Source organism: Nonomuraea sp. SYSU D8015 (assembly GCF_008065375.1).
Lineage (GTDB): Bacteria > Actinomycetota > Actinomycetes > Streptosporangiales > Streptosporangiaceae > Nonomuraea.
Genome location: NZ_VJYI01000006.1, coordinates 275,946 through 292,978 on the forward strand (window position 1 = coordinate 275,946; position 17,033 = coordinate 292,978).

A 17,033-nucleotide genomic window follows, 5' to 3' on the forward strand; every position below is an offset into this window, starting at 1 on the left:
CGAACATGAGACAGAGGAGGGCGTGTTGACCGAGCCTGATCCCCGGGACCGGTTCACCGCCCTCTACAGCGCCTGCTACGCGAGCGTGTACGCCTACGCGGTCGGCCGCGCGGGACGGCAGCTCGCCGAAGAGGTGGCGAGCGAGACCTTCTGCGTCGCGTGGCGACGCATCGACGACGTGCCGGACGAGGCGCTGCCGTGGCTGCTCGGAGTCGCGCGCAACGTCCTGCTGGAGTCCTACCGGGCCGAGGCGCGGCGGAAATCGCTGGAGGCCGAGCTGTCGACCTGGACGGTGGCGGAAGGCGACGTCGCCGAGTCGGTGACGGAGCGGGCGGCCGTCCTGCGCGCGCTCGCCACCTTGTCCGACGGCGATCGTGAGCTGCTCACGCTGGTCGCCTGGCACGGGTTGCGGCCCGCGCAGGCGGCGAAGGTGGTCGGGTGCTCCACGGCCACGTACTTCGTCCGGCTGCATCGTGCCCGGCGGAGGTTGGAGCGGGCGGTTGATCCGGGCGTGCCCGCCGCATCGGTGGCACTCGTGAAGGAGGCGACACAGTGAAGAAGATCGACGTGATGAAGGTGCTTCCCGAGGCCCGCCCGGCGTCGCTGCGACCGGCCGACGACCCGGACCGGCTCGCACGGATCGTCGCCGCCGCCACCACCGCCCCTTCCTCCCGGAACGGAGTCCGTGCCCGGCGCCGCCGGTTGGGCCTGGCCTGGCGGGTGGGGATCGCCGCGGCCGCCGGCGTCGCGGTGGCCGTCCCCCTGGCGCTGATGGGGACCGGCGGTCCATCCGCCGATCCCGCCGCCCGGAGCCTGCTGCTCGCCGCCGCGGAACAGACGGGGCGGACGCCGACGGGCACCGGCAGGTACTGGCACACCCGCGGCGCGAACTGGGGCGGATTGTTCTCCGCGGGCAGGACCCACGGCTTCTGCAAGGACGAGACCTGGGTGGCCCGCTCACCCGCCGACCCGAGCTGGTGGGTCGTCCATTCCTGGAGCCGGGTGGAGGCCGCGCCGGACGCCCCGCCTCCCGAGGAGGGCTCGTTCGACTCGCGACAAGCGCACTTCACCTGCGCTCGCGGCAACCGCGCCCTGAGTGAGCAGACCGACACGACACCCTATGCGGGCCGGCTGAACGATTTCGCCGAGCCGGGTTCGAGCTGGCCCAACGTGAACGGCAGGCCCGTGACCGTCGCCGAACTCGAACGTCTGCCCAGCGACCCCGAGGCGCTGAAGGAGGTGCTCATCGGATGGCAGAACGCCGATCTGAGCGACGCCAAACGGGACGAGATCCTCTTCCAGCAGGCCGCCGAGCTGCTGCTCGAACTCCCTGTTCCGGCGGGAGCCAGGTCGGCGTTGTTCACCCTGCTCGCCGACCTGCCGCAGGTCCGGTCGCTCGGCGCGGTACGTGACCCGCTCGGTCGCGAGGGCGTCGGGGTCGCGTTCCGCACGTGCGAGACCCGATACGGCACCGAGACGCGGATCCTGTTCGACAAGGGCACCGGGCGGCTGCTGTCGGTGCAGAATGCGGCGGGCAAACAGGGATGCGGCGATCTCCGCCCGCGCAGCTGGACCGCCGTCCTGGAATCCGGCTGGACCGACGAGACCCCGGAACTGCCCGGACGGTCCTAGGCCGCGGGATGGGAGCGGGGGCGGATCGGGACGACCAGCGGCGTGCCGGCCACGGGGTCCTCGATGACCTTGGCGTCCAGCTCGAACACGTCCCCGAGCAACTCCTCGGTGAGCACCTCGTGCGGGCTGCCCGCCGCGATCACCTTGCCGGCCCGCATGGCCACCAGCCGGTCGGCGTAGCGGGCGGCCAGGTTGAGGTCGTGCAGCACCATGACGACCGTGCGGCCCGCCTCCCGGTGGAGGTGCCGGACGAGCTCCAGCACCTCCACCTGATGCGCCAGGTCCAGGAACGTCGTGGGCTCGTCGAGCAGCAGCAGGTCCGTGCCCTGGGCCAGGGCCATGGAGATCCACGCCCGCTGCCGCTGCCCGCCCGACAGCTCGTCCAGCGGCCGCTCGGCCAGGTCGGCCAGGCCCGTCATGTCCAGCGCGGTCGCGACGGCGTCCTCGTCGTCGGAGGACCACTGCCGGTACCACGTCTGGTGCGGATGCCGGCCCCTGGCCACCAGGTCGGCCACGGTCAGCCCCTCGGGCGCGGTGGGCGCCTGGGGCAGCACGCCGAGGATCTTGGCCACCTCACGGGTGGGGATCTTGTCGATGCGTTTGCCGTCGAGCAGCACCTCGCCGCCCTGGGGCTTGAGCAGCCGGCCGAGCGCACGCAGCAGGGTCGACTTGCCGCAGCCGTTCGGGCCGATGATGGTGGTCACGGAGCCCGCCTCGATGCCCAGGTCGAGCCCGTCGACGACGATCCGGTCGCCGTATCCGAGCCGGACGGCGGCGGTCTGCAGTCTCACTTCTGCGCCCACTTCTGGGCCCTCCAGATCAGATGGATCAAGTACGGAGCGCCGAGCACGGCGGTGACGATGCCGACAGGCAGTTCGAGCGGGGAGAACGCGGTCCTGGCGATCAGATCGGCGCCCGTGGTGAGCACCGCGCCGATGATCGCCGAGCACAGCAGCGGCGGCCGGCCCGAGCGCACCAGCCGGAGCGCGATCTGCGGCGAGGCGAGCGCCACGAACGCGATCGGCCCGGCGGAGGCGGTGGCCACGGCGGCCAGCAGCACGGCGGCCAGGATCAGCAGGGCACGGGCCAGGTTCGTCCGGACGCCCAGCGAGACGACCGTGTCGTCGCTGAAGCGCAGCGCGTCGAGCGAGCGGGTGCCGAGCAGGGTCACCGGCACGAGCACGGCCAGGGCCAGCGCGGTGGGAACCACGTGCTCCCAGCCGCGGCCGTTGAGCGAGCCGGTGATCCAGACCATGGCGCGGCCGGTGTCGTTGACGTCGCCGACGGTCAGGAGCCAGAACTTGACGTTGGTGAAGACGGCGGCCACCCCGATGCCGACCAGCACCAGGCGGTAGCCGTCCAGGCCGCGCCGCCACGCCAGTCCGTACACGACGGTCGCGCCGACCAGGCCGCCGAGCAGGGCGAGCGCGGGGATGCCGAGGGTGGACAGCAGGCCGCTGGTGCCGCCGTACACACTGCCGCTGAACACCACGCCCGCCACGACCGTGACGGAGGCGCCGGTCGTGACACCGAGGATCTCGGGGCTCGCCAGCGGGTTGCGGGCGATGGACTGGATGATCGCGCCGGACAGCGCGAGCGCCGCGCCGACGAGGGCGCCGGTCAGGGCGCGCGGCAGACGCAACTCCATGATGACGAAGTGGGCGGCGCTCGCCTGGTCGAACGTGCCGGCGACGACCTCGGCGAGCGTCATCTCGATCTCGCCGATGCGCATGTTCATGGCCATGAGCAGGGCGAGCAGCCCGAGGCCGAGCACCGAGACCGCGACGCCGCGCAGGCGGATCCGCCAGGACAGGGCGCCGCCGACGCGCAGGGGGAGGACAGCGGTCTCAGAAATGGCATGAGATCGCCCGAACACAGTCATCACAGGCGCACCGGCTTCCTGCGGCGGACCATGGCCACGAAGAACGGCGCGCCGATCAGCGCGAGCACCACGCCCACCTCCAGTTCTCCCGGCGGCGCCACCACGCGGCCGATCACGTCGGCGAGCAGCAGCAGCGCCGCGCCGATCAGCCCCGAGTACGGGAGCAGCCACCGGTGGTCGGTGCCCGACAGAGGGCGCGCCAAGTGGGGCACGATCAGGCCGACGAACGACAGGGAGCCGCAGGCGGCCACCGCGGCGCCGGTCAGCAGGGTGACGGAGGCGACACCGACGGTGCGGGTCATGGTGATGTTCTGGCCGAGGCCGCGGGCCACGTCCTCGCCGAGGGAGAGCGCGTTCAGCCCTGGTGCGTTGGTCGCCGCCAGGACCAGGCCCACCAGGATGAACGGCAGCACCTGCCAGACCACGTCGGCGCCCCTGGCCGCGATCGAGCCCGCCTGCCAGAAGCGGAAGACGTCCATCGCCTGCTCGTCCCAGAGGACGATGGCCGAGGTGAGCGCGTACAGGAAGGCGCTGACCGCGGTGCCCGCGAGCGCCAGTGTGACCGGGGTGGGACCGCCCCTGCCGCCCACCATGCCGAGCGCGAACACCGCCACGCTCGCCACGAGCGCGCCCGCCAGCCCGAACCAGATGTAGACGAGCAGGCTGGAGGCGCCGAGCAGGATGATCGATGCCACCATCGCGAAGGCCGCCCCCTGCGTGACGCCGAGCAGTCCGGGGTCGGCGAGCGGGTTGCGGGTGTGGCCCTGCATGAGCGCGCCGGCCACGCCGAGCGCGATGCCGGCGAGCACTCCTAAGACGGTCCTCGGGACGCGGAGGGAGCGGATGATGATGTCGTTCTCGCTGCCGGTGGGCGCGGTGAGCGCGGACCAGGCGTCGGCGATCGGCACGGACTTCGAGCCGATCGTCACGCTGAGCACCACGGCGACGGCCACGGCGGCGAAAAGCGTGAGGAGAACGCTGAAGCGGCGATGGCGGAGGCCATGGAGACGCGGCGCGGCGGCGGTTGCGCTCACCCGGTTCCTCCTCAGCATTTGCTCGATCCTGGTGAAGTATGCCAGCTTAGGCAGGGCTAACCTAATTTAGGGTTGCCTTACTTTTCTGGGAAAGGGATTTCACATGAGACCGTTGCGCGCGCTGGTCGGCGCTCTCCTCGTGGCGGGCCTCGCCGCCTGCGGCTCCTCCGAGCCGGCCGCGACCACCTCGACGACTTCCACGGCGGGTTCCACGGCGGGTGCGACCTTCAGGACCGTGAAGCACGCAATGGGCGAGACGAAGATCCCGACCCAGCCGAAGCGGGTGGTGGCTCTCGACCAGAGCTTCGTCGACGCGGTCCTCACGCTTGAGACGCCGGTCGTGGGCTACACGACGTACCGGTCGCTCGACGACAAGCTGCCGGGCTACCTCGGCACGGTCGCCGAGCAGTACGGCAAGGAGGCCACCCCGGTCGGCACGCTGGAGCAGCCCAGCCTGGAGAAGATCATCGCGCTCAAGCCCGACCTGATCGTCTCCGCGAAGGTCCGGCACGAGGCCCTGTACGACAAGCTCTCCAAGATCGCGCCGACCGTCTTCAGCGAGACCACCGGCGCCATCTGGAAGGAGAACATCCGGCTCATGGGCCAGGCCCTGGGCAAGGAGGAGCTCGCCGAAACCAAGATCAAGGAGTATGAGGAGCGGGCGGCCAAGATCGGCGCGTCGATCAAGGAGAAGGACGGCAAGCTGCCGACGATCTCCATCGTCCGTTTCGCCGGTGAGCCGACCGTCCGGCTCTACGTGGAGAAGTCGTACTCCGGCATCGTCATGAAGGACGTCGGCTTCCCGCGCCCCGAGGGCCAGCCCACCGTGGAGGACACGATCGCGGTGGACGTGAGCCAGGAGCGGATCCCGGACCTGGACGCCGACCACATCTTCGTCTCCACCTATGAGGACCCCTCGGTCGAGGAGTCGAAGAACAAGTTCGTCGACAACCCGCTGTGGGCCAAGCTCAAGGGCGAGAAGCACGAGGTCGCCGACCTGACGTGGATGACCGCCGTGGGCATCCAGGGCGCGCACTCGGTCCTGGACGACGTCGCCAAGTTCTTCGGCGTCGACGCGGCCAGGACCGCCTGACCGCTCGCCCCACCGCCCGGTGACCACGGCCCGGTGGTCACCGGCGGGGGAGCTCGCTGCCGCGGACGTGGGTGCGGAGCCACTCGACCAGCGGGTCGAAGGCGCGCCAGGCCCGCTCCACCCGGGGGCGGACCTCCGGCGTGTGCACCCAGGGCTCGGGCTCGAAGCGGATGCCCGCGTAGAGCGACTTGTGGCGGAGCAGGTCGATGCGCGGATGGTCGTCGGCGAAACCGCGCGGCTTGGTCTTGAGCCGCTCGCCGAGCACCTCGTAACCGGCCGCCGTCAGCGCGTCGGTGATCGCCGACAGCGGCTTGCCCGTCAGGTCCTCGTCGACTGCCGCGCGGTAGCGGGCCACCTGGTCGGACGCCTGGGTGTAGCAGCCGCCCGCCATGAACAGCCCCGACGCGCTGACCTCGACGTAGAGCCCGATGCCGGGCATGACGTCGGCGAAGGCGCCCTGGTGGGTCTTGTAAGGCGACTTGTCCTTGGAGAAACGCACGTCACGATAGGGCCGGAAGAGCTGCGCGGGCCCGAACTCGGCGGCCAGCTCGTCGGTGAGCGCAAGCATGGGCGCCCGCACGGCCTCCTCGTAGAGCTGCTTGTGCCGGGTGAAATATGTCTTCGAGTTGTCCGCCTCGAGGCCCTCGTAGAAGAGGAACGCCTCGTCGGGGAAACCGGTGAAACCCATGCCGCAAGAGTGCCACGGCCCACCGACAACGCGGGAAGCCGATCAACGCGACAGGTAGGTGCAAACCCCGCTACCTGCCTTGGACTGCTGAACGCAGCCCAAGGTACATCTTCCCCGGCGTCGGCGTCTTGCCGTACAGCTCTGACACCGTCACGAACGTGTAGCCCTTGCGGGCGAGCGTGTCGATCATCGCCGGGACGGCGTCCACGGTGCTGCGGTGGATGTCGTGCAGCAGGATGATCGACCCCGGTTTGGCCTCGCCCGCCCGCTTGGCCACGGTCGAGGCGACCCGGTCGCGCCAGTCGAGCGTGTCGACGTTCCAGAGGATCTGCGCCAGGCCCTCGCGGCGGGTCTCCGCGGCCACGTCGTCGTCCGTGGATCCGTACGGTGGTCGCATCACCCGCATCCGGACGCCGGTGAGCCGCTGCACGAGGTCGTCGGTGTGCTTGAGCTGGCGCCGCACCACGTCGTTCGGCATCTCCGCCAGCGGGGGATGGCTCCAGGAGTGGTTGCCGATCTCGTGGCCTTCCTCGACGATGCGCCGGACGATACGCCCGCCCTTGTCCGCGGCCACCATCTGCCCGATGACGAAGAAGGTGGCCCTGACGTCCCGGCTGTCGAGCAGGTCGAGCAGCCGGCCGGTGTGCTCACCCGGCCCGTCGTCGAAGGTCAGGGCCACGCACTTGATCCGCGCGCAGTCGAACCTGCGGCTGAGCGGCCAGCCGGCCTGCATCGACGCCAGCCGCCTGGCCAGCGGGCCGGGATCGATGGCCACCGGCCGCAGCGGTGTGATGGGCGGCTCCTTGCCGGACCGGCGAACTGCCACGGAGTACGTGACGCAGGCCACCAGGGCGAGCAGGGCCAGCGGCAGGGCCCATACGCGCATGATTCCCCCCGAAACGCCGCACGCGGGGGCCTACGGATAATCCTGGACCGGTTCCCCCCGCAACTCCCTGGCCAGGTCGTCCCACCAGAGTGGGATATCGGCCTGCAGTTCCTGGTAGCGGCGCGCCACGCGTATGGCACATCCGACCGGATCCGTACCCAGATGCCGACGTTTCACCGACCCTTCCTGCCAGCGGTAAAAACCATCCCTATACCGCACGACCAGGCCGATCCACACTGAGATGGTCGCGTCGTCCCCCACCTCGTACGCGCTGGTGACGCCCAGACCATGAAGCTCTACGTGGAGCTTCTCCGTCGCCGCTCGGGCCTCACTCACACGCCACCCCCTGCCGACTTTTCGCCGTGACACCAGGGATGTACCCAACAACCGGCATCTGCCGTCCAAGACATGGAGTAATCGTCAACTACCACCGGGGTATGGCTCCAGCACGCGCCATCGCGCACCTCCTGTCACGGCGGTCTCACTTACCGGATACGTTACCTATCGTGACCGGGTCTTTGCATGGCGTTTGAGAACGACGGTCAGTGGTCGTGCGTCTCGCGGGGCTCGGCGACCACCATGATGAGCCTGAGCTCCTGGTCGCCCAGATTGGCGTAGCGGTGGGGGCGGTCGGCGGTGAAGAGGACCGCGTCGTCCTTGCCGATCACGTGGCTCTTGCCGTAGACGGTGAGCGTCAGCTCGCCCTCCAGCACGGTCACCATCTCGCGGGTGCCGGGCGGGTGGGCGTCGCCGTCGTGGTGCTCGCCCGGCCCGATGTGCCAGTCCCACAGCTCCAGGATCATCGGCGTGTCCGCGCCGACCAGCAGCTTCGCCTGCACGTTGCCCTGGTGGAACGTCACCACGTCCGCCTTGTCCACGATGCGCACCATGGGGACGTCGGCGACCTCGACCAGCCGGGCCACGGTGACGCCCAGGGCCGAGGCGATCCGGGTGAGGGTGGAGACGCTCGGGTTAGTCCGGCCCTGCTCCACCTGTACGAGCATCCCCCGGCTCACTCCCGACCTGGCGGCCAGCTGGTCCAGCGTCAGCCCTCGGTGTGAGCGCTGGAAGCGGACGTTGTTGGCGATGGCCTGGTTGATGAGCTCGGGATCCTCCATGGGAGTGCAGTTTAGTGAAACTGATTTGCACTCTGTTGCACCTAATGTGTTGTACTAGCAGTGCAACACAGTGAACTGGAGGAGCGGCGAATGACTGCGGTGATCTTGGCGACCGCCTGTGCGGTGGTCTACGGCACGGCCGACTTCTTCGGCGGCCTGGCCACCAGACGGACCCAGGTGCTGTCGGTCGTCGTGCTCTCGCAGATCGCCGGGCTGGTCCTGATCCTCGGCCTGCTGCCGCTGCTGCCGGGCACGTTGAGCGACCGGGCGCTGCTCTGGGGGCTGGCCGCCGGGCTGTCGGGGGCCGCGGGGCTCGCCCTGTTCTACCGGGCGCTGGCCACGGGCGTCATGTCCGTGGTGGCGCCCACGACGGCGGTGACCTCGGCGGCGCTGCCGGTCGTGTTCGGGCTGGCGACGGGCGAGCGGCCCCGCTTCTGGGCGCTGGTGGGCGTGGCGCTCGCGCTCGGGTCGGTGCTGCTCGTCAGCAAGGACGGGACCACGGGCGGGCGCGCCTCGGTCGGCGCGCTGCTGACCTCGCTGGCCGCGGGCGCCGGGTTCGGCGGGTTCTTCATCCTGCTGGCCATGGCGCCGGCGGACGCGGGGCTGTGGCCGCTCGTGGGCGCCCGGCTGTCCTCGGTGAGCGTGGTGGCGCTCGTGGCCCTGGTGATCCGGCGCTCGTTGCGGCCACGGGCGGGCTCTCTGCACATCATCGTGGCCGCGGGCGTGCTCGACATGGCGGCCAACGTCCTCTACCTGCTGGCACAGCGCCAGGGTCTGCTCAGTCTGGTGGCCGTGCTGGTCTCGCTCTACCCCGCCAGCACCCTGCTGCTGGCGAGGCAGGTGCTCGGCGAGCGACTCAGAGGTGTGCAGGTGACCGGTGTGGCATGCGCGCTCGGCGCGGTGGCCTTGATAGCCGTTGCGTAGCTCTGCCGGGCTTGTTACGTTTCGCCCGTGCGCCCTGACCGGGCACGTATCAATGGCGAGGGTCTGAGGCACGTCGGCGTGCCGTACGACTCTGATGAGTCGTTTCTGGAGCTCGTCCTGCCGCGCGTGCGGGCCGCGCTCAACGAGGGCAGGCGGGTGCTGGTGATCACCTGCGCCCGCAAGCTCGACCTGCTGGCCGACGCGCTGGGCCACGACGCCGGGCGCATCGACAGCCGCGTCTCCAGCACCTGGTACGGCCACCCGTACCGCACGCTCGCCGCGTACCACGAATACACCCGTGGGCGGCGCACCCTCGTGATCGGCGAGCCCATCTGGGAGGGCAGGAGCCGACGCGAGATCACGGAGCTCATCCGCTACGAGTCCGTGCTCAACGCCGCGCTCGGCCCCGCGTCGGCCGTCATGTTATGCCTGTACGACCTGCGCAGGGTGCCGCCCGCGGTGCTGGAGTACAACGCGGTGAACCATCCCCTGCTGCTCGGGGCGGAGGGCGAGGCGGCGAGCACCAGTTTCGTCCCGCCCCACGAGCTGGTGCTGGGCGGCGACCGCGCACCGCTCCCCGAGCCCGGCCCCGGTGCCGTGACCATCCGGTTCACCGGCCGCGAGCTGCGGCGGCTGCGCCGGAGCGTGGACGACTACGCGACGGCCGCGGGCATGGACCGCAACCTGATCACGTCGCTCGTCATCAGCGTCTCCGAGATCGCCGCGAACAGCATCGAACACGGCGCGGGGTACGGCACGATCACGATGTGGTCCGCTGACGGGGAGCTCATCTGCGAGGTCGCCGACCCCGGCGGCGCCCTGGACGACCCCTTACCCGGCTACATACCACCCGAGCCCGAATCCCCCCGGGGATACGGGCTCTGGATCAGTCGTCAGCTCTGCGACCTCGTGGAGCTGCGCGCGGAAGGCGGCGTGTTGCGCGTCCGCCTTCACGTCTCTATGGGGTCCTAAGCGGCGCGCTGGGTGGGGACCCGGAGCGCGCCCTCCTCGCGGGCGTACTCCTCCAGCATGACGCGGAGCTGCCGGCGGCCACGGTGCAACCGGGACATGACCGTGCCGATGGGCGTGCCCATGCGCTCGGCGATCTCCTTGTACGCGAAGCCCTCGACGTCGGCCAGGTAGACGGCCACGCGGAAGTCCTCGGGGAGGGAACGCAGGGCGTTCATCACGACGTTGTCGGGGAGCCGGTCGAGCGCCTCGGTCTCGGCCGACCGCAGGCCGGTCGAGCTGTGCGACTCGGCGGCGTGCAACTGCCAGTCCTCGATGTCCTCGGCGGCGGACAGCTTGGGCGAGCGCTGCTTCTTCCGGTAGTCGTTGATGAAGTTGTTCGTCAGGATCCGGTGCAGCCAGGCCTTGAGGTTGGTGCCCTCTCTGAACTGGTGGTACGACGTGTACGCCTTCGCCACTGTCTCCTGCACCAGATCCTCCGCGTCGGCGGCGTTACGGGTGAGGCGCATGGCGGAGGCGAACAGCTGCGACGTCACGGGCACGACATCGCGCTCGAACCAGTCCTGACGCTGCTCATCGGTCATGGTGATCAAAATTTCATTCCCCCTTGCGCTATCCCCCGTTTCGGCACAGGCCGCCTGCCGACGGTTCCATCATGGCAAGTCCCAGTTAAGGGACGCGTTAGCGAGGTTCCGCCTTGGTCAGAAGGGGTTTCCGTCCATCTGCTCGCGGCGTGCGTGGTCACGTCCACGGCCGGACAAGTCTCAGTATCATAACACTACCCATCCAAATGTGTAGTTCTAGTGGCCAAAGTCACATGGGATAGCGTAAGGACATGGATTTCGTGGACCGTCACGACACGGGGACACGTCGCTGGGTGGCGGAGGCCATACGTACCGTCGAGGCCGACGCCAACCGTAGCTGCGACACGCACCTGCACGTCTTTCCGCTGCCCCCGGACTGGGGTGTAAACCTCTACTTGAAAGACGAATCGGTGCACCCAACCGGTTCACTGAAACATCGACTTGCCCGTTCCCTATTCCTGTACGGCCTGGCCAACGGCTGGATCGGGCCCACGACCACGATCGTCGAGGCGTCCAGCGGGTCCACGGCCGTGAGCGAGGCCTACTTCGCCCGGTTGCTGGGGCTGCCGTTCATCGCCGTCATGCCCGCCTCCACGTCGCCGGAGAAGTGCCACCTCATCGAGTTCTACGGTGGGAAATGTCACCTCGTGGCGGACCCCGGCACGATCTATGACGAATCTCACCGTCTGGCCGCCGAGACCGGCGGCCACTTCATGGACCAGTTCACCTACGCGGAGCGGGCCACCGACTGGCGCGGCAACAACAACATCGCTGAATCGATCTATTCACAGATGTCGATGGAGCCGTACCCCGAGCCCTCCTGGATCGTGGTCGGGGCCGGCACCGGCGGCACGTCGTCGACCATCGGCCGCTACATCCGCTACCGCCGCCACGCCACCCGGCTGGCCGTCGTCGATCCTGAGGGCTCGGCCTTCTACCCGAGCTGGGTCTCCGGCGACGCCTCCGTCACCGCGCCGGGCTCGCGCATCGAGGGCATCGGCCGCCCGCGGGTGGAGCCCTCCTTCCAGCCGTCCGTCATCGACCGCATGATCGCCGTGCCGGACGCCCGCTCGATCGCCGCCATGCACTGGACTCGCGAGGTCACCGGCCTGGACGTGGGCGGCTCCACGGGCACGAACATGGCGGCCTGCGTGGAGCTCATCGACGAGATGCGCCGGACGGGGGAGCGGGGCAGCGTCGTCACGCTGGTCTGCGACAGCGGAGACCGCTACAAGGGCACGTACGGCAACCCGCGATGGCTGGCCGACCAGGGCCTGCACATCGAGCCCCACCTGGACGAGCTACGCGCCTGGCTCCCCACCTGAACGGCCCTCCGCTCCACCCTCCGCTCCACGGCCACCCGCCCCTCTTCCCCAAGGGACCTCCGCCTCTCTTCTCCGAGGGGACCTCCGCCTCTCTTCTCCGAGGGGACCTCCGCCTCTCTTCCCCAAAAGGACCTCCGCCGAAGTACGGTCGTGACGGAGGAGCGGAGGGGCACCCGTACCGGCCCTAGCGCGGGGCGGTGGTCGTCACCTGGTCGCCCTTGAGGATGCGGTCGACCGTCTGACCGGCCGCCGACGTGGCCACCGTCGTCCCGGCGGCCAGGACGAGGGCCAGGGTCGGCGCCGCCAGGCTCCGCACGCTGCGCAGATTGCGCACCCGGGCCCAGGGCTCGTCCGCGAGATGCATGATCCGCCACTCCCAGAAGAGCCCGAGCCCGATGCACACCACCATGACCTGCCCCACCACGATGCCCACCACCTGCGCCTTGTCCATAGCCCCGATGTCCGGCTCCGCCAGCGTCGAGAGGTAACCGGACAGCTCGGTCAGGAGGGCGGCGGCCGTGAGGTGCAGGGCCTTGGTCATCGGCTGGGTGCCGCGGACGCGCGGGTAGAAGTAGCCGAACAGGAAGCCGAAGGCGGGCAGTGTGATCAGGTAGCGCCCGTCGAAGACCAGGGTGGTCAGGTCCACCCCCTCCGGCAGCCCGAACACGACGGTGAACGGCAGGCTCAGCAGCAGGCTGACGATGAAGGCCTGCACGCCGTTGTGCCACGGCGTGCAGGCCGCGGCCGTGGCGAACGCGGTCTCGGGATGCCGCCCGTGCTGGTGCAGCGCCGCCTCCAGGGCGCTGCGTTGCTGGTCGAAGTCGGCCATCGACATGTCGCCGGCGCCGATCCTGCCCCGCCCGACGCGATACAGCTCCTGCTCGGCGACCAGCAGCAGGCGCTTGTGGATGGCCGCCCTGATCAGCTGCCGGTGCTCCTCCTGCGTGACGGGCTCCACGATCGCCGTCTGCGGCCCGCTGAGCAGCCAGCGGGCGGTCGCCCAGGCCACGATCGAGGTGATCGCCAGCAGCGGCAGCGGCACGTCGATGTCGGCCAGCGTCGTGCTGCCGCTCGGCGTGATGTAGAGCACCATCAGCACGGCGATCATCGTGGACTCGGCCACCGGATCGTCGATCGCGGACAGCTGCCCACCGAGCCGCCGCAGCCGCAGCACCAGCATCACGAACCCGAGCAGCATCAAGCCGAGCACGCCCCGCACGATCGGGTCGAGCGGCAGGGTGCCGATGGCGGGCACCGGGCGCGGCACCGCCAGGCTCCACGACCCGGCGTCCAGCCACTCGGTCGGCCACCCCTGCACCAGCAGGCTGACGAGCACGGCACCGACGACCGCGCCGCGGCTCCATCGCCTGGTCGCCACCGCGATGGCCGCGATCGGGATCATGGCCCAGCCGAGCGCCAGCACCAGTCGGGTGCTGTCGGGCGGGTAGACCCCGTCCAGGAGCGCCCGCAGCCACAGTGCCAGCGCCAGGAGCCCGATCGCGGCCTCGGCCGACAGCACGGCCAGCCGGACGATGACCGGCCGGACCCCGAGGTCCACGCTGAAGGCGATCGCCGCCCCGGCCGCCGCCAGCGCCGCCACCGCGCCACCGGCCAGCAGGGCCTGGCCGGACAGCTGTCCGTGCAGCCACGACCAGATGAGCATGCCGAGGCCGACCACCACGCCGAGCCCGGTCACGATCAGCAGGTCGCGGGTGTTCCACGGCGGGCTCGTGGGCAGCACCCGTCCGGCGTGCCGCAGCGCGAGCGCGGGCACGGCGACGAAGAGGACCACGTACGCGACCGCCGACCAGTCCTTAGCGAACAGTGGGATCAGCAGCGTGGGCGCGGCCAGCGCGAGCCCGACGACCAGCTCCCTGTTGGGCAGCCGCTGCCACCACCCCTGGCCGAGCGAGCGCAGCAGGAAGACGACCAGCGCGGCCGCGGTGAGCACGCCGAGCGCGGTGGCCCACGAGAAGTCCTCCGGCGTGACCACGTCCGGGAACCCGTAGGAGTCCGGTGCCAGCGTCATGTTCACCGGATAGGCGCCCACGGTGAACTCCAGCCGCTCCTCCTGCTCCCGCTGCGGCGTGATGCCCTCCTGCCGCAGCACGGTCCACTCGCCGGGCAGCACGGCGATCGATCGTGAGGTGACGATCAGCGGGAAGGCGTTGGGGGCGTTGAAGTCGAGCTTGAGCAGCGCCTCCTCCTCCAGCTGCCGCAGCAGGGTCACCGTGAAGGCGGCCGTGGTGCGCTCGGCGTCGGAGGTCAGGACCGGCGCCATGCGGGTCGTGGGCGCGAGGCCGGGGCCGTCCACCTTGACGGCGCCGAACGCGGCGTCCGTGACCTGCTGAAGCGTGCCGGGGAACCCGCTGCCCTGGCGTAACGCCTCGATGAGCGGGTCCTGGCGGGCCATCTGGAGCCGATGGACGACGGTCACCTTGATCTGGCGCTGCCGGGGGTCGAGCCGCCCCTCGGGCACGGACTTCAGGTCGTCCTCGTCCGCCCTGGTGAGCAGGACCTCGGTGGTGGCCCTGCGGGCCCAGCCCACCTCGGGGTCGGCGCGGGCGGCGGCCGCCACCCACGGGTTGGGCTCTGCGGTGCGCCTAGGAGCCGCAGAACCCGCTACTGGTCTGGCCGCAACGGTGCACCAAACGATCGCCCCCAAAGACACCAGCGCCAGCCCGAACGCGATTGCCATCCGGAGCTTTCCCACAATTTGGATGATTCTCCGGCATACGCGATTGTTCTATCTCGTGCGGTAACGGTGTGATTACAGCTGCTCCCATAACAGCTTTTCTTTACGGCATGACACGGGAGCCGCCGGTGCATCGCACGTGGCCGGATGCGGTCACTTACTGCCCGCACTTACCGAAGAACGGCGCTTGGCTCAGTAAAAAGGAAAAAGTTCACGCACGCTTGGCGCGGGCGGCCGCACGGCCGCGGGTGGCGGCGTCGAGCACCACCTTGCGGATGCGTACGGCGTCCGGAGTGACCTCCACGCACTCGTCCTCGCGGATGAATTCGAGCGCCTGCTCCAGCGACAACACACGCGGCGGGATCACCTTCTCCGTCTCCTCGGAGGTGGAGGAGCGCATGTTGGTGAGCTTCTTCTCCTTGGTGATGTTGACGTCCATGTCGTCGGACCGGGAGTTCTCGCCGATGATCATGCCTTCGTAGACCTCGGTGCCCGGGGAGACGAACAGGGTGCCGCGCTCCTGCAGGTTGAGCATGGCGAACGCGGTCACCGGACCGGAGCGGTCGGCCACCAGCGAGCCGCTCGCGCGGGTGCGCAGCTCGCCGAACCACGGCTCGTACGAGTCGAACACGTGGTGCACCAGGCCGGTGCCGCGCGTCTCGGTCAGGAACTCGGTGCGGAAGCCGATCAGGCCGCGCGCCGGCACCACGAACTCCATCCGGATCCAGCCGGTGCCGTGGTTGGTCATGTGCTCCATGCGGCCCTTGCGCACCGCCAGCAGCTGCGTGACCGCGCCGAGGTATTCCTCCGGGCAGTCGACCGTCAGGCGCTCGACCGGCTCGTGAACCTTGCCGTCGATCTCCTTGGTGACCACCTGCGGCTTGCCGACGGTCAGCTCGTAGCCCTCGCGGCGCATCTGCTCGACGAGGATGGCCAGCGCCAGCTCACCGCGGCCCTGGACCTCCCAGGCGTCGGGTCGCTCGGTCGGCAGCACGCGCAGCGACACGTTGCCGACCAGCTCCTTCTCGAGGCGGTCTTTGACCATGCGGGCGGTGACCTTGGCGCCCTTGGTCTTGCCCACCAGCGGCGAGGTGTTGGTGCCGATGGTCATCGAGATGGCCGGCTCGTCCACCGTGATCAGCGGCAGCGGGCGCGGGTCGTCGGGGTCGGCCAGCGTCTCGCCGATCATGATCTCGGGGATGCCGGCGATGGCGATGATGTCGCCGGGGCCCGCCTCCTCGGCCGGCTTGCGCTCCAGCGCCTCGGTCATCAGCAGCTCGGTGATCTTGACGCGCTGGATCGTGCCGTCGATGCGGCACCAGGCCACCTGCTGGCCCTTGCGCATGACGCCCTGGTGGATCCGGCACAGCGCGATGCGGCCGAGGTAGGAGGAGGCGTCGAGGTTGGTCACGTGGGCCTGCAGCGGCGCGTTCGGGTCGTACGTCGGCGCGGGGATGGTCGACTTGATGATGTCGAACAGCGGCTCGAGGTCCTCGGAGTCGGGCATGCCGCCGTCCTCCGGGCGGTTCATCGAGGCCCGGCCGGCCTTCGCCGAGGCGTACACGATCGGGAAGTCGATCTGCTCCTCGGTCGCGTCGAGGTCCATGAACAGCTCGTAGACCTCGTCGACGACCTCCTTGATGCGGGCGTCGGGGCGGTCGACCTTGTTGATGCAGAGAATGACCGGCATCTTGGCCGACAGCGCCTTGCGCAGCACGAAGCGGGTCTGCGGCAGCGGCCCCTCGGAGGCGTCCACCAGCAGCACCACGCCGTCGACCATGGACAGGCCGCGCTCGACCTCGCCGCCGAAGTCGGCGTGGCCGGGCGTGTCGATGATGTTGATGGTCATGCCGCCGTGCTTGACCGCGGTGTTCTTCGCGAGAATGGTGATGCCCTTCTCGCGCTCCAGGTCGTTGGAGTCCATCACGCGGTCGTCGACGTCCTGGTTGGCGCGGAAGGCCCCGGACTGCCACAGCATGGCGTCGACCAGTGTGGTCTTGCCATGGTCGACGTGCGCGATGATCGCGATGTTCCGCAGGTCGTCGCGGCTGTTCAAAGGCATGATGACGTCTCGCTCTGTGTGTCGTGGGGGCGGCCGCGCGAAGTCGCGACCTCATAAGTCTAGTTGATCCCTTCTGATGGCAAGAGCGACATCGGGTGACGGCGAGCGTAAGCGCGGGCGTCCATACAGATGCGGGCGAGT

General features: G+C 69.7%; 16 protein-coding genes. 6 read left to right on the plus strand and 10 right to left on the minus strand.

What is annotated here, in order from left to right:
• Positions 1-25: 25 nt before the first annotated feature.
• Positions 26-556 (plus strand): RNA polymerase sigma factor, encoded by a 531-nt coding sequence (locus tag ID574_RS26480; protein WP_188191666.1) that lies wholly within the window; start codon positions 26-28, stop codon positions 554-556.
• Complete coding sequence (locus ID574_RS26485; protein WP_188191667.1) at positions 553-1,632, plus strand: CU044_5270 family protein; 1,080 nt, start codon at positions 553-555, stop codon at positions 1,630-1,632. The genes ID574_RS26480 and ID574_RS26485 overlap by 4 nt, the downstream gene beginning before the upstream one ends.
• Here ID574_RS26485 and ID574_RS26490 read toward each other — a convergent pair.
• From ID574_RS26490 to ID574_RS26500, 3 genes are read right to left on the minus strand one after another with little or no spacing between them, the layout of a single operon-like run.
• On the minus strand, positions 1,629-2,423 hold the full coding sequence (locus ID574_RS26490; RefSeq protein ID WP_188191668.1) for an ABC transporter ATP-binding protein: 795 nt from the start codon (positions 2,421-2,423) through the stop codon (positions 1,629-1,631). The genes ID574_RS26485 and ID574_RS26490 overlap by 4 nt on opposite strands.
• Complete coding sequence (locus tag ID574_RS26495; RefSeq protein ID WP_188191669.1) at positions 2,420-3,514, minus strand: FecCD family ABC transporter permease; 1,095 nt, start codon at positions 3,512-3,514, stop codon at positions 2,420-2,422. The genes ID574_RS26490 and ID574_RS26495 overlap by 4 nt, the downstream gene beginning before the upstream one ends.
• Positions 3,514-4,548, minus strand: coding sequence for a FecCD family ABC transporter permease (locus ID574_RS26500; protein ID WP_223167078.1), 1,035 nt, complete (start codon positions 4,546-4,548; stop codon positions 3,514-3,516). Before ID574_RS26500 ends, ID574_RS26495 begins: the two co-directional genes overlap by 1 nt.
• Before the next feature lie 103 nt (positions 4,549-4,651).
• On the opposite strand from ID574_RS26500, the gene ID574_RS26505 reads away from it, so the two are divergent.
• Complete coding sequence (locus ID574_RS26505; protein ID WP_188191671.1) at positions 4,652-5,641, plus strand: ABC transporter substrate-binding protein; 990 nt, start codon at positions 4,652-4,654, stop codon at positions 5,639-5,641.
• Between the two features lie 37 nt (positions 5,642-5,678).
• Here ID574_RS26505 and ID574_RS26510 read toward each other — a convergent pair whose 3' ends face one another.
• The 4 genes from ID574_RS26510 to ID574_RS26525 all read right to left on the minus strand — a co-directional run bounded on the left by ID574_RS26510 (position 5,679) and on the right by ID574_RS26525 (position 8,333).
• On the minus strand, positions 5,679-6,329 hold the full coding sequence (locus ID574_RS26510) for a DUF2461 domain-containing protein (RefSeq protein ID WP_188191672.1): 651 nt from the start codon (positions 6,327-6,329) through the stop codon (positions 5,679-5,681).
• A 70-nt stretch (positions 6,330-6,399) separates the two neighbouring features.
• Entirely contained in the window at positions 6,400-7,215 is an 816-nt protein-coding gene (locus tag ID574_RS26515) for a polysaccharide deacetylase family protein (protein WP_188191673.1), read from the minus strand.
• Positions 7,216-7,245: 30 nt separating this feature from the next.
• Positions 7,246-7,551, minus strand: coding sequence for a hypothetical protein (locus tag ID574_RS26520; protein ID WP_188191674.1), 306 nt, complete (start codon positions 7,549-7,551; stop codon positions 7,246-7,248).
• A 206-nt stretch (positions 7,552-7,757) separates the two neighbouring features.
• Positions 7,758-8,333: a helix-turn-helix domain-containing protein gene (locus ID574_RS26525; RefSeq protein ID WP_188191675.1), complete on the minus strand. Its 576-nt coding sequence runs from the start codon at positions 8,331-8,333 to the stop codon at positions 7,758-7,760.
• Between the two features lie 90 nt (positions 8,334-8,423).
• Between ID574_RS26525 and ID574_RS26530 the strand changes: the two genes are divergently transcribed.
• Complete coding sequence (locus ID574_RS26530) at positions 8,424-9,257, plus strand: DMT family transporter (RefSeq protein ID WP_188191676.1); 834 nt, start codon at positions 8,424-8,426, stop codon at positions 9,255-9,257.
• A 27-nt stretch (positions 9,258-9,284) separates the two neighbouring features.
• A complete protein-coding gene (locus ID574_RS26535; protein ID WP_188191677.1) occupies positions 9,285-10,229 on the plus strand; it encodes a sensor histidine kinase in 945 nt (314 codons plus the stop codon).
• Here ID574_RS26535 and ID574_RS26540 read toward each other — a convergent pair.
• Positions 10,226-10,810, minus strand: coding sequence for a sigma-70 family RNA polymerase sigma factor (locus ID574_RS26540; RefSeq protein WP_188191678.1), 585 nt, complete (start codon positions 10,808-10,810; stop codon positions 10,226-10,228). The two genes, ID574_RS26535 and ID574_RS26540, sit on opposite strands and share 4 nt — an antisense overlap.
• A gap of 251 nt (positions 10,811-11,061) precedes the next feature.
• On the opposite strand from ID574_RS26540, the gene ID574_RS26545 reads away from it, so the two are divergent.
• Positions 11,062-12,135 (plus strand): PLP-dependent cysteine synthase family protein, encoded by a 1,074-nt coding sequence (locus tag ID574_RS26545; RefSeq protein ID WP_188191679.1) that lies wholly within the window; start codon positions 11,062-11,064, stop codon positions 12,133-12,135.
• Positions 12,136-12,319: 184 nt separating this feature from the next.
• On the opposite strand, the gene ID574_RS26550 is transcribed toward ID574_RS26545, so the two are convergent.
• Both ID574_RS26550 and typA read right to left on the minus strand, forming a co-directional pair.
• The gene (locus ID574_RS26550; RefSeq protein ID WP_188191680.1) at positions 12,320-14,833 is read right to left on the minus strand and encodes a hypothetical protein; all 2,514 of its coding nucleotides are present in this window, start codon (positions 14,831-14,833) and stop codon (positions 12,320-12,322) included.
• Between the two features lie 208 nt (positions 14,834-15,041).
• The gene (typA, locus tag ID574_RS26555; RefSeq protein WP_188191681.1) at positions 15,042-16,892 is read right to left on the minus strand and encodes a translational GTPase TypA; all 1,851 of its coding nucleotides are present in this window, start codon (positions 16,890-16,892) and stop codon (positions 15,042-15,044) included.
• Positions 16,893-17,033 lie beyond the last annotated feature (141 nt).